The sequence below is a fragment of the Bacteroidota bacterium genome (genome assembly GCA_016715945.1).
In the GTDB taxonomy this organism is placed as follows: domain Bacteria; phylum Bacteroidota; class Bacteroidia; order Bacteroidales; family F082; genus JALNZU01.
On record JADJXJ010000003.1, the window covers coordinates 128,859 to 141,074 of the forward strand.

The following is a 12,216-nucleotide window of genomic DNA, read 5'->3' on the forward strand; positions in this document are numbered from 1 at the left end:
GAAATATGATTCACTGTCCTGTGCTGGACGAATACTGTCCGCCAGCGTACACAGTGGCCCGAAACCTGTCGCGCTCTTTCAGGTTTAGAAAGTTAAATTTTGCGCTCGGTTGAAAAACCATGGGGGTCGAAAAACTGATTTCCGACAAAGTTAATTATTCCGCTGCGATTGTCAAGGGCAAGGGTTAAATATCATAAAAACAATGTGTTAAGTTGTAATTTGAAATGATTTTTTGCCTGTTTCCCCTGTCCGGAATGTGGTTTGTTCTGCTGTGCAGGACTGCTTTCGCACATGAGCTTGGTTACAACCCCAAAAAGTTTGGCATGTCTTTTTATCTGGCAGGTGAGCACCAAAAACATTCGAACCGTGGAACAGCTTATCACCCACACCCAACGCGAGCTCATCCTGCAGTGTATCGACGGAAACCGCAGGGCGCAATATGCCCTCTATCAGCAATATGCCAAGGCCATGCTTAATCTGAGCTACCGTATGCTTCAAAACCGCGAAGATGCCGAAGATGTGTTGCAGGAGGCTTTTTTTGAAGCTTTCGACAAGTTGCACCGTTTCAGGTTTGAAAGCACTTTTGGGGCCTGGCTTAAACGCATCGTAATCAACAGATGCATCAATGCCCTCAGGCGCAGGAAGTTGCCCTTGCAATACCTGGACGATATGCAGGCATTTGCCGGCATTCCCGATGAGGCTCCCGAAGAAACCGGCCTGAGCGTGGAGCAGGTGAAAAAAGCCATGACCAGCCTGCCCTCCGGCAGCCGCACCATTTTCTCGCTTTACCTGCTCGAAGGTTACGACCACAACGAAATTGCCGAAATCCTCGACATCTCGGTTTCCAACTCCAAAACTCAATACATGCGTGCCCGGCAGCGCGTCAAAGAAATCATTATGCAACAGGGATATGCAGCCTGACCCCCTCGAACAATTTATCCGCAACAACCGAAGCCTTTTCGACGAACTTGTGCCCGGCGAAAAACTCTGGATCCGCATTGCCCAAAAACTGAATCATCAAAGGCTATTGAATCCGGATGAAATCTCCGGAATGCTGAAGATCAACGATAAAGAAAAGAATGATGGGCAAAAATGAAGCACATGGCCTTTTGGCATGATTCTGGTTTTTAAGCAAAAGAACCTGAATGAATTAAGAAAACCAAAACACCGGTAATGATTATGAAAACCTCCGCAAATTATTTCAGAACTTTTGGTCTGTTTTTGTTGTTGGCATCGCTCTTTTTGCTCCAGGGATGCTATTACGATGGCGTTTGCATTCAGGGCAACGGCATGCCCCGCACCGAACTGCGTTCGGTTCAGCCCTTTACGGGAGTGGTGAGCAACGGCTCGTTTGAAGTTTATGTGCATCCTTCGCAACGTCACGAAGTGGAAATAGATGCAGAGTCGAACCTTTTGCCTTATATCCGCACCACTGTTTCGGGCGGTCGGCTTTTTATCGAAACCAAGGGAAGCCATTGCATCAATCCGGGCATGAGCATGATAGTCCATGTGTATGTGCCTTATGTAGAGTCGTTTACACTCAACGGTTCCGGCCTGATCAAAGTGGATAACCTTATGCTCGACAACCTGAGCCTCCAGCTCAATGGTTCGGGAACCATTGAGGCCGATGCGGATGTGAAGAGCCTGGATGCGCGCATCAGCGGCTCAGGAACCATCTGGCTCACCGGCCTGGCTGATTATTCCGACATCCGCATCAGCGGCTCGGGCAATGTGGAAGCCTACGGATTTGTGCAAAAGGAATGCTACGCCTCGATCAGCGGCTCGGGCAATATGTATGTGCGTGTCGCGCAGCTGCTCGATGTGAGCATCAGCGGCAGCGGCAATGTGTATTACCGCGGCAATCCTGCTGTCCGGCAGCAGATTACAGGTTCGGGCAGGGTGATCCGATCCTGAGCCTGTTGGTTAAACTTCAGTAATTTAACAACAAATAAACTAAACTTTGTACCACACCACAGCTATTCATGCCTGACTATCTCCCCAAAATCCGGTTGATGGTTTGCTCTAATGCCGGATAGCTGTTCTCGATACATTCCACAAACCTGATCTGGTTCGAAGCCCGGTGCAGATTCTGCATCGGGCTGCTTATTTTGTAATAGACGTCGCCGAGCAGATAATCCGTCAGAAAGCGCACCGCCATGAGGTAAGGCAAGAGTTTGCAACCGAATGCAAGATGTTCAATCTCCGCATCCTGGAGCAGGCCGGCAGTTTGCATCAGGTAGCCTTCGGCAAATGCCCCGAAAAGCGCCTGATCGAAGCCAACAAGCTCCAGTCTGCTTTCGTCTTCGCCGGCCGTATTGCACAGGGTGCGCACGGCATCGCCGAAGTCGTATATCACACTGCCATTCATCACGGTATCCAGGTCAACAATAGCGATGGCTTTGCCATTTTCGTCGAACAGGATGTTGTTCAGCTTGGTATCGTTGTGCACTACGCGCAGCGGCAATGTTCCTTCGGCAAGCAGCCTGTCGGCCCTGAGCATTTCGGTTTGTCTGCGCAGCAGCGCATTCATCTCGTTCAGGGCATGCTGTTTGCGCCCTGCGGGGTCGGTAGCAATGGCCTGATGTAAGGCGTGGAGCCTGAGCTGCAGGTTGTGAAAATTCGGGATGGTATCTGCAAGTGGCTCGCCGGGCAGGGAAGAGAGTTTGTTTTGAAACAGGCCAATGGCCCGGCCGGCCTCACGTGCCAAATGGCTTGTCAGCGCTCCGGGGGGTGTGTGGGCAATGTAGGTCATGCATCGCCAGTAGTTGCCGCCTGCATCACAAACAAAGGGCCGGCCATCCAAACCCTCAACTATTTCGGGCGCCAGCAGACGTTGTTCGGGCGATGGTGACTGTGCGCAGGCATTCAGATGGCGGCACACCCGGCTGATATTGTGCATAAGCGAGGGCACGTCCCTGAAAATCATGTGGTTAATCCGCTGAAGCACGTATGCTTGTTCCGTATTGGTCAGCACCAGAAACGTATCGTTGATGTGTCCCTGGCCCAGCTTGCCGATGTGGGTGGCCTCGCCCGAAATGCGAAAGTTCCGGATTGCGCCTGAAGGATCGGATTGCATAAGCTGTTGAACCATAGCAGATCAGGTGAAAAGGTCAGAAGGGTATTCGCCTGCAGCAATCAGTTGATGCAGCTGCTGCATTGCTGGTTGCCGGTCGCCGGGATAGGTGAGCCCGAACCACCGTGCACTGGTCCGGAGCACCTTGATGCTGCCCTCTTGCCGGGCGATCATGCTGTTCAGGGGATATGAAATGAAATATTCATCATGCAGGGGATTGCTGCACTTGCGGAGAAACTTGCCGAACCCTCTGTGCAGTGTGCCAAAAATGCCGGGATAGAATCCCCAGGCATTCATCGAAACCGGGGTGTTTTCGTCCAGGGGCAACCAGTTTTTATGGTCGTCCATGTAGCCCACGGTAATTTCATTACGGGCAATCTGAGTGATTTCGGTGATCGTTTTCAGATGCATATTGTTGTCGCACAGGCAGATGCCCCGCGACACAGGTCCGTGATCCGAAAGGGTGTTTTTCAGTTCGAAAGCGGCCATGCAGTGTTGCTGATGGTTTGTGTTGGATTTCAGGTAGCTGGCAATTGTTTCAAAAGTTTCCCGGCCGTAAAAATCATCGGCATTGATCACCATAAACGGCTCGTGAATTGCTTTTTCGGCCACCATGATGGCGTGGGCAGTTCCCCAGGGTTTGATGCGCCCCTCAGGTATCGAAAAACCTTTGGGCAGGTTATCAGGCTCCTGAAAAACATACTGAAGTTGTGTTTTGGTATGCCATCTCCGGCCAATGGTTTTTTCGAACTCATCAGCCATGGATTGACGCACTACGATGACCACTTTCGCGAACCCTGCCCTGATTGCGTCGTAAATGGAATAATCAATGATGGCTTCGCCCGCAGGACCTATTTTGCAGGTTTGTTTGTTTCCGCCAAACCGTTTGCCCAGGCCCGCAGCAAGGATGAGTAATGTGGGTGGTGACATTCGCCGGATAATTGAGGGGAAGATTTGCTGTTTCCGACATCAGTTGAAACGCAGTTTTGTCCAGGTGTGGCCGAGCAGCAATGCGGCAAGGAGGGCAGTGGCCGAGAGTAAAGAAGCCGGCACCCATTGGCCATATAGCCAGAAACCGGTGGCAAAGAGTGCGGCATATACCGTGGTGCTGCCCAGCATCATGCAGAGCAATCCGATGGGCACATCCCAGGCTGCTTCGGGCGTGGGGTCCAGTTCGATGCCTTGTGCGCGGGCTTTTGTGAGCAGGGCTGCCCATCCAGGACCACCGGGCCTGACTTTTCGGTAGAAGGAATACAAAGTAGCATCGTCCTCGGGCCGGGTGAGAAAAGTAACGCTGAGCCAGACAGCAGTAGTCAGCACTACCACACCAAGCAGTTTGATGATGTTCCAGTAGGTGGGCGTGGTAAGCATGCCAAGCACTTCAATACCGTCGGCTGTTTCGGACATGAAGAAATTTTCCATTACAATAAATGCCAGCGAAAACAGTGTTGCGGCAGCCATGGCCGAAATTTCGGAATAGGCATTAATCCTCCACCAGAACCACCGCAGGATATAAATCAGTCCGGTTCCTGCTCCAATCATCAGAATATATTGGAATGCCTGCAGGGCATTTTGCAGCACCAGAGCTAGCAATACGCCAAATATCATCAGGAGCACCGTGCTTATCCTGCCCACCAGCACGAGTTTCTTTTCGCTGGCGTTGGGGTTGTAAAAACGGTGGTAGAAGTCGTTTACAAGATACGATGAGCCCCAATTGAGGTGCGATGCCACGGTGGACATGAAAGCTGCAATAAGCGATGCCACCACCAGCCCGAGCAGGCCTGCGGGCAGGAAGGTGCGAAGCATGGCCGGATAGGCAAAGTCTTCGCGGATGTATTGCGCTGCCACATTTGGAAAGGCAGTTTTAAGGGAATCGATGTCGGGAAAAACTACCAGCGAAGCAAGTGCCACAATAATCCAGGGCCAGGGTCGCAATGCGTAATGGAAAAAGTTGAACAAAAGGGTGGCGCCCATGGCATGTTGTTCGTTCCTGGCCGAAAGCATCCGTTGTGCCACATAGCCTCCGCCACCAGGCTCCGCACCCGGATACCAGACGGCCCACCACTGCACAGCAACAGGTATGATGAAGATGTAAAGCAGTTGATCTGTCTGACTTATGTTGGGGAAGAGGTTGAGCTTACCCGCCACATTTTCGTGGGCAAGCAAACCCGAAAGTCCGTTCACTTCGTCGGGCAGCCCGTTAACAATCAGTACTGCGGCTATGATGGCGCCAAACATGGCAAAACCAAATTGAAAAAGATCGGTCCACAGGATGGATTTCAAGCCGCCGAGGCTGCTGTAGAATACCACAATCACGGCGGCTACAATAAGTGCAGGGGCAGGCTGAATGCCCATCATGATGCCGGCCAGCTTGATAAAAGCCAGCGAAACACTGGCTATAACCATCACATTGAAAAAGAAGCCCAGGTAGATGGCTCTGAAACCGCGCAGAAATGCCGCCATACTTCCGCTGTAACGCAATTCGTAGAATTCCAGATCGGTGAGCACTTTGGAGCGGTTCCATAGTTTGGCGTAGATAAACACCGTGAGCATGCCTGTGAGCAGGAAAGCCCACCATGCCCAGTTTCCGGCCACACCGTTTTGCCGAACGATATCAGTTACAAGGTTTGGGGTGTCGGCCGAGAAGGTGGTAGCCACCATACTGATGCCCAGCAGCCACCAGGGCATGTTGCGGCCCGAAAGGAAAAACTCGTTATATCCTTTTCCGGCCGATCGCGACGATGCTATGGCAATGCCGATGAGGACAACAAAAAACAATGCGATAATCAGCCAGTCGATGCCTTGAAGTACCATGCGGTCATTTTTTGGCTAAAGTAGCAAGGGGTGTGTAAATTTCTGCCATGAGGGTTAAAATAATTGTGTAAGCACAACCAGCACGGGAGGGGGGTGTCGGTGGTTGTTGTTTTTGTTGTCGTTGTTGTCGGTGGTTGTCATTGTTGTTGTCATGGTTCAGCTCAGCTTGCCAGTTTCAATGCGATTTGAAATTATTTCGAACAGAATTCCTTTTATAATTTTATATTGTAATTAAAGCGCTTAAGCAGAAACACTTGACGCTTTCACCGGGCTGGGCGGAGAGGCCGGGCGAACGGCGGGAAGCGCCTGGTGTGAATGCAGCAAGGGCAGCAAATCTTGTGAGGCAGCACGCGCCCTTGCGCGGGCTGTTTGCCTTACAGCATGCGAACGTAAAATTCCAATAAAGTGTTTTGCGCCTGCTTAATGAGGGTAGAAGTGAGATGGTCTAATTAGGCTGGACAATATTTTCAACAAAGATAATTGTTTTGTTGGTAGAGGGGGGGCGGAGGGAGACTCATAACTTCTATTTTTTGTTTATAACTCATGCTGCCCTCCTATAGATCAACATTGGCGGGACATCCCCGATGGAGGAATGATCCCGTTTTTCGTTGTAATAGTGAATAAAGTGTTCGCAAACCTGGTAAAGCTCCTTTCCGGTTTCAGGACGTTCAATATAAATCTTTTCGTATTTGATGGTTCTGAAGAATCGTTCAACGTAAGCGTTATCCGGTGCTTGCACAAAGTTATCGGGCGAGAGCATGCGCGAAACTACCGGATCGTACATGCGGCCGTTCATATTAATGAGTTGGAAGCCGTAAAGGTGCTCATGCCCGGAAAAACCACGGTCAAAGAGCGGCTCAGGCGGTGTGCCGGTAAAGGCGCGCCAGATGGCAGGGTTGCGGCGGGTTCCCCAGGGGTCAAAACTCAGTTCCTGCAGCAGGTTGCCGTTTTCGTCGGTAATGGTGTGCCATGAGCCAAGACCTGTGCTGAGCGAAGTCGAAGCATGGTCTTTTTGGATGTAGCGTATGTTTTCCGTGCCGTTTGGGTTTTTCACAGCAGCCAAATAGGCTCCGGGCAGCACAGCAGGGGGTTGGGGGGTGTTTTTTTCGTTACCACACGATGGAATCGTGCGGTAGCGTGAAGGCAACATGTACCTTTTTGATGCAGGCATTGTTTCTTTTTACATCTATTAGTACCACTCAATGCCAAATTCGCATCAAAAATTTTGAACTTTTTTTCAGATATTTTTCAACATACTGATAAACAGGACAATACAACGGTTTTTTTCAGCAGCAAAAACGGCTCCGGGCAGTACAGCAGGGGGTTGGGGGTGTTTTATTCGTTACCACACGGTGGAATCGTGCGGTAGCGGGGGGGTAAGAAAATCGGATTCCCGGAGGGGTCACTTAGCCATAGCTTTCAGCCATGGCCAGGATCCGGCAGGTGCCGGCTGATCATATCGAGCAGCAGGCGGCGGTCGATGGGTTTGGTGATGTATTCGTCACAACCCGATTCCTTGGCCTTGATGATCTCGATCTCCATGGCATAAGCGGTTTGAGCAATTACGGGCAATTCCGGCCTGCTTTGTTTGATGTGGCGGGTAACTTCATAGCCGTTGATGCCGGGCAGGCGGATATCCATCAGCACCAGGTGGATGGCGTCTTTGAACTGTTCGAACAGGCTGATGGCCTCGTTGCCGTCTTTTGCCCAGATGAGTTTCACCTTGGTGGGCCTTAGCAGGATGTTGATGAGGTTGTAGTTCGAGCGCTCATCTTCGACCACTAAAAAAGTGTATGACGACCAGTCTTTACGACTTGTGTCGTTATTTGGTTCGTTGGATGGGGTTTGTTGCATAATGAGTCCGGGGATTAAGACTGTAAATATAGCTCCTTTTCCTGGTTCTGACTCCAGTTGTACTTCGCCTTCAAGCAGTTCGGCCAGGCTTTTCACCAGAGCCAGCCCGAGGCCGGTGCCTCCGTATTTTTTGTTGATGCTGTAGTCGAGCTGTCGGAAGCGCTTGAATATCCATTCATGTTTTTCGGGCGGGATGCCGGGGCCGGTATCGCGCACATAAACGGCCAGCTTTCCGTCCTGCGTCCTGTAGCCAAGTTCCACCTGTCCTTCGGAAGTGAATTTGAAGGCGTTGTCGAGCAGGTTATCAATAATCTGCTGCAGGCGCATGGCATCGGTCTTGATATACAGTGCCGCGGTATTTTCCGGGGGTCGCAAAATAAATTCCAGTTGATGAAGCCCTTTTTTTGCCAGATGGCGGGTAAAAGACTGATAGATATCGCGTATAAATGTGTCAACAGCAAACACGCTTGGGTTGGGAATCATCTGCCGCGATTCGAGCCTGGCAATGTCGATGATGTCTTCGATAAGCCGGAGCAGAGCCTGGCCGCTTTCGTAGATGATCTGGCTGTATTCTTCGCGTTCTGCCTGGTCGATTCCCGGATCTTTCATCAACTCGGTGAAACCAATGATATGGTTCATCGGGGTACGGATCTCATGGCTCATGGCCGCAAGAAAAGCTGTCTTGAGCCTGTCGGATTCTTCGGCCCGCTGAAGCGCTTTGATGAGCTCCTGCTCGGTGGTTTTGCGTTTGGTGATATCGCCTATGATGATCAGGTAACTCAGTTCATCGCTCATCTGGCTGCTTATCCTGATGCCTCTGCAGCGGAAGAAAACATCTTTGCCTGCCAGATGGAAGGGTATTTCGATGTCGAACTCCATGCCTTTTTCCACCAGTTCCTCAATGTAGGGCTGGATGGGATTGTGGACGAAGGGCTCAAAATGTCGGATGTTCTGCTTGTCAACAAGCTCAACGGCCGAAACCGAAAAAATTCGCTGAAAGGCGGGGTTCACAGCATTGATGTACCCATGCCGGTCGATGTTGACGATGGCCAGCGGGATGTGGTTGATGGTAAGCGTCAGCCGATGATTCAGATCGCGTTCGGCATTGAATCGCAGGCGGGAAAGCTCGTCCTGCAGGGCGTTCAACCGGGCTTTAAGTTGTTCAATGTCCTCTTTCAACTGCAAACTTGTTTTGTTGTTTCAACTCAGGCAAAAGTCAGGCAGAATTTTCAAAGATAAGGCAAACGAGTACCGAAAGTCAACATGATAAGAATGACCGAAATATTGCATTTTACAACCTGAACTGCCATTTGCTGCCTTCTTTCCCGTCTTTGACCACGATGTTAAGGCTGGCGAGCCGGTCGCGAATTTTGTCGCTGGTGGCGAAATCCTTGCGGCTGCGGGCTTCCTGTCGCAGCTCCAGAATGGTTTCCATCAGGCCTTCGATGATTTTTTCGTCCTTACGGCCGGCATTTTCTTCGGTCAGCCCAAGGATTTCACTCGTGAAAGTGTGGTAGAACTGCTGCAGGGTTTGCAACTCGGCAGGGCTGATTTTGGCATGTCCTTCGGCAACACTGTTGATGATGCGCACGGCTTCGAAGAGCTGGGCGATGGCCACCGGGCTGTTGAAATCGTCGCACATGGCATCCCATGCGGCTTGCTGCAGTTTGTCGATGCCCAGTTGGGGCGCATCGGGACTGGCCTGCAAAGTGTTGAGTGTTTTTCCGGCTTCGGTCAGGCGTGCAAGGCCTTTTTCGGCAGCCTGAAGCGCCTCGTTGCCGAAGTCGAGGGTGCTGCGGTAGTGGGCCTGCAGGATGAAGAACCGGATGGTCATGGGGCTGTAAGCCTGAGCCAGGAGGGGGTGGTTGCCGGCAAATATATCATCGAGGCTCATGGCATTGCCCAGCGATTTGCCCATCTTTTGCCCGTTGATGGTGATCATGTTGTTGTGCATCCAGTAGCGCACAGGACTTTTGCCGTTGGCGATGGTGCTTTGGGCAATTTCCGATTCGTGATGGGGAAAAAGCAGGTCCATGCCTCCTCCGTGGATGTCGAATTGTTCGCCCAGGTATTTGCATCCCATGGCCGAGCATTCGAGGTGCCAGCCCGGAAAACCTTCGCCCCAGGGAGAAGGCCACCGCATAATGTGTTCTGGATCAGCCTTTTTCCAGAGGGCAAAGTCGGCGCTGCTGCGTTTTTCGCTCTGGCCGGCCAGCTCGCGCGTGTTGCTGATGAGCTCTTCCAGCCTGCGGCCTGACAGCACACCGTAGTTGTGGCTGCGATTGTAGCGCTCCACGTCGAAATACACCGAACCGTTGACCTCGTAGGCATAGCCTTTCTCAAGAATACGCCTGACCATCTCGATCTGTTCGATGATGTGGCCCGAAGCATGCGGCTCAATGGATGGCCTGAGCACGTTGAGCTGGTCCATATTTTTGTGATAACGCACGGTGTAGTGCTGCACCACTTCCATGGGTTCGAGCTGCTCGAGCCGGGCTTTGCGGGCCACCTTGTCTTCGCCCTCGTCGGCATCGTTTTCAAGGTGACCCACATCGGTGATGTTGCGCACGTAACGCACCTTGTAGCCCAAAGCACCCAGAAAACGGTAAACAAGGTCGAAAGTAACGGCCGGCCTGGCATGACCCAGATGGGCATCGCCATACACCGTCGGGCCGCACACATACATGCCAACCCTACCGGGTACCAACGGCCGGAATAACTCCTTTTTTCTGGTTAAAGTGTTGTAAATGAATAGCTTATGTTCTTTTCCCTGATCCTGCATCCCTGCTTCATTTTTCGTTTGCAAAGTAACGAAAAATTGCGCTTTGGCCCTTTGGACATCCTTGTAAGGCTCAGCGCTTTGGCCTACCTTTGCTGTTTAATTGTTAATCGTTTCACAAAATGGAAAGAATTCTGGTTATTGGCTGTTCCGGACAGATCGGCTCGGAGCTTACGCTGGCTTTGCGGAAAACTTATGGCAACAAAAATGTGTTTGCCACCGATATCAAGCAGCCCCCCGCCGACATTCTAGAGACCGGTCCGTTCTATCTGCTCGACGTGCTCGACTACAACAACCTGCTGCACTTTGCCGTGCGTTTCAAAATCACTCAGGTTTACAACCTGGCGGCCGTGCTTTCGGGCAATGCGGAAAAGATTCCGCAACAGGCCTGGGACATCAATATGCGTGCCCTGATGAATACCCTTGAGCTGGCCCGTGATTCGGATGCCAAAAAACTGTTCTGGCCCAGCTCAATCGCAGTGTTCGGGCCAACCACACCCAGGCAAAACACACCCCAACTCACGGTGATGGAGCCCAACACGGTCTATGGCATCAGCAAGCTGGCCGGCGAACGCTGGGGAGAGTATTATTACCGGCGCTATGGAGTGGACTTCCGCAGCCTGCGCTATCCCGGCCTGATCAGCTACAAAACCGAGGCAGGTGGCGGAACCACCGACTATGCCGTCGAGATTTATTACGAAGCCATACGCAACAACCGCTATACCTGCTTCCTGCGCGAAGACACAGCCCTTCCGATGATGTTTATGGAAGACGCCATCAATGCCACCATCCGTTTGATGGAAGCCGACCCGGACAAACTCTCGCTGAGATCGAGCTACAATGTGGGTGGGATGAGCTTTACCCCAAAAGATGTGGCTGCCGCCATCCGCAAACATAAGCCTGATTTTCAGATAACCTACGAGCCCGACTTCCGCCAGGCCATAGCCGACAGCTGGCCCGCCAGCATCGACGACAGTGTGGCCCGCCGCGACTGGGGCCTGTCCGACAGCTACAACCTCGACTCTATGACCGAGGTGATGCTCCGCGAAATTGGAAAAAAACTTGCCAGCCAGGATTAAAGCATCGAAAATGAGTATAGAAAGACTAATTACCGTTGAAGAGCCTACGGCCGAAAAGCTCAACGCAATGGGCGTGCACAGCTGGCCCGTCTGGACGAAAGAGGAAAGCGATTTTCCCTGGTTTTACGACGAAACCGAGGTGTGCTATATCCTCGAAGGCCACATCATCGTAACGCCCGAAGGCGGCGAACCCGTCGAAATCCTGCCCGGACAACTGGTTACCTTTCACAAAGGGCTGGCATGCCGCTGGCAAATCCTCAAAGCGGTCAGGAAGCATTACGACTTTCCTTCCTGATTGGCAGAGTAAATTTGCCTGAGGCGCCCTTTTGCCGGGCCACATTCGAACACTGTTGAAAGTTGATTGTTTAAGGTCAAAATGTTCTACCATGTGGACCACCGAAAACAATCAGCTCGTCAGGAACTTTGTATTCGACGATTTCGTCCAGGCTTTTGCCTTCATGACAAAAGTGGCTTTTGTGGCTGAGAAGATGAACCATCACCCCGAATGGACCAATGTGTACAACCGGGTGACCATCAGGCTCAGCACGCACGATGCCGGCAATGTGGTGACCGACAAAGACCTGCGGCTGGCCGAAGCAATAGACAGGCTCCTCTGA

Annotated in this window: 12 protein-coding genes; 6 read left to right on the forward strand and 6 right to left on the reverse strand. The window is 51.7% G+C overall.

Annotated elements, in window-relative coordinates:
• Positions 1-291 precede the first annotated feature (291 nt).
• The 3 genes from IPM52_10860 to IPM52_10870 all read left to right on the forward strand — a co-directional run bounded on the left by IPM52_10860 (position 292) and on the right by IPM52_10870 (position 1,914).
• Complete coding sequence (locus IPM52_10860; protein MBK9292109.1) at positions 292-921, forward strand: RNA polymerase sigma factor; 630 nt, start codon at positions 292-294, stop codon at positions 919-921.
• Positions 911-1,096, forward strand: coding sequence for a hypothetical protein (locus IPM52_10865; protein ID MBK9292110.1), 186 nt, complete (start codon positions 911-913; stop codon positions 1,094-1,096). The genes IPM52_10860 and IPM52_10865 overlap by 11 nt, the downstream gene beginning before the upstream one ends.
• 83 nt (positions 1,097-1,179) lie before the next feature.
• Entirely contained in the window at positions 1,180-1,914 is a 735-nt protein-coding gene (locus IPM52_10870) for a DUF2807 domain-containing protein (protein ID MBK9292111.1), read from the forward strand.
• A 76-nt stretch (positions 1,915-1,990) separates the two neighbouring features.
• Here the strand turns inward: IPM52_10870 and IPM52_10875 are convergent, their stop codons facing one another.
• The 6 genes from IPM52_10875 to IPM52_10900 all read right to left on the reverse strand — a co-directional run bounded on the left by IPM52_10875 (position 1,991) and on the right by IPM52_10900 (position 10,523).
• Positions 1,991-3,091 (reverse strand): aminoglycoside phosphotransferase family protein, encoded by a 1,101-nt coding sequence (locus IPM52_10875; protein ID MBK9292112.1) that lies wholly within the window; start codon positions 3,089-3,091, stop codon positions 1,991-1,993.
• 6 nt (positions 3,092-3,097) lie between these two features.
• On the reverse strand, positions 3,098-4,003 hold the full coding sequence (locus tag IPM52_10880) for an NTP transferase domain-containing protein (GenBank protein ID MBK9292113.1): 906 nt from the start codon (positions 4,001-4,003) through the stop codon (positions 3,098-3,100).
• Positions 4,004-4,042: 39 nt separating this feature from the next.
• Entirely contained in the window at positions 4,043-5,887 is a 1,845-nt protein-coding gene (locus IPM52_10885) for a Na+:solute symporter (protein ID MBK9292114.1), read from the reverse strand.
• A 541-nt stretch (positions 5,888-6,428) separates the two neighbouring features.
• Complete coding sequence (locus IPM52_10890) at positions 6,429-7,037, reverse strand: transposase (protein MBK9292115.1); 609 nt, start codon at positions 7,035-7,037, stop codon at positions 6,429-6,431.
• 269 nt (positions 7,038-7,306) lie between these two features.
• The gene (locus IPM52_10895; protein ID MBK9292116.1) at positions 7,307-8,920 is read right to left on the reverse strand and encodes a response regulator; all 1,614 of its coding nucleotides are present in this window, start codon (positions 8,918-8,920) and stop codon (positions 7,307-7,309) included.
• Positions 8,921-9,032: 112 nt separating this feature from the next.
• Complete coding sequence (locus IPM52_10900; protein ID MBK9292117.1) at positions 9,033-10,523, reverse strand: cysteine--tRNA ligase; 1,491 nt, start codon at positions 10,521-10,523, stop codon at positions 9,033-9,035.
• 119 nt (positions 10,524-10,642) lie between these two features.
• On the opposite strand from IPM52_10900, the gene IPM52_10905 reads away from it, so the two are divergent.
• From IPM52_10905 to IPM52_10915, 3 genes are all read left to right on the forward strand, one after another.
• On the forward strand, positions 10,643-11,599 hold the full coding sequence (locus tag IPM52_10905; GenBank protein ID MBK9292118.1) for an NAD-dependent epimerase/dehydratase family protein: 957 nt from the start codon (positions 10,643-10,645) through the stop codon (positions 11,597-11,599).
• Between the two features lie 10 nt (positions 11,600-11,609).
• On the forward strand, positions 11,610-11,894 hold the full coding sequence (locus IPM52_10910) for a cupin domain-containing protein (protein MBK9292119.1): 285 nt from the start codon (positions 11,610-11,612) through the stop codon (positions 11,892-11,894).
• Between the two features lie 91 nt (positions 11,895-11,985).
• A complete protein-coding gene (locus tag IPM52_10915) occupies positions 11,986-12,216 on the forward strand; it encodes a 4a-hydroxytetrahydrobiopterin dehydratase (GenBank protein ID MBK9292120.1) in 231 nt (76 codons plus the stop codon).

Coding starts and splice junctions, on each gene's coding strand:
- IPM52_10885 (MBK9292114.1), bottom strand. CDS start 5,887: ATGGTACTTCAAGGCATCGACTGGCTGATTATCGCATTGTTTTTTGTT.
- IPM52_10880 (MBK9292113.1), bottom strand. CDS start 4,003: ATGTCACCACCCACATTACTCATCCTTGCTGCGGGCCTGGGCAAACGG.
- IPM52_10910 (MBK9292119.1), top strand. CDS start 11,610: ATGAGTATAGAAAGACTAATTACCGTTGAAGAGCCTACGGCCGAAAAG.
- IPM52_10875 (MBK9292112.1), bottom strand. CDS start 3,091: ATGGTTCAACAGCTTATGCAATCCGATCCTTCAGGCGCAATCCGGAAC.
- IPM52_10900 (MBK9292117.1), bottom strand. CDS start 10,523: ATGCAGGATCAGGGAAAAGAACATAAGCTATTCATTTACAACACTTTA.
- IPM52_10870 (MBK9292111.1), top strand. CDS start 1,180: ATGAAAACCTCCGCAAATTATTTCAGAACTTTTGGTCTGTTTTTGTTG.
- IPM52_10890 (MBK9292115.1), bottom strand. CDS start 7,037: ATGTTGCCTTCACGCTACCGCACGATTCCATCGTGTGGTAACGAAAAA.
- IPM52_10860 (MBK9292109.1), top strand. CDS start 292: ATGAGCTTGGTTACAACCCCAAAAAGTTTGGCATGTCTTTTTATCTGG.
- IPM52_10865 (MBK9292110.1), top strand. CDS start 911: ATGCAGCCTGACCCCCTCGAACAATTTATCCGCAACAACCGAAGCCTT.
- IPM52_10915 (MBK9292120.1), top strand. CDS start 11,986: ATGTGGACCACCGAAAACAATCAGCTCGTCAGGAACTTTGTATTCGAC.
- IPM52_10905 (MBK9292118.1), top strand. CDS start 10,643: ATGGAAAGAATTCTGGTTATTGGCTGTTCCGGACAGATCGGCTCGGAG.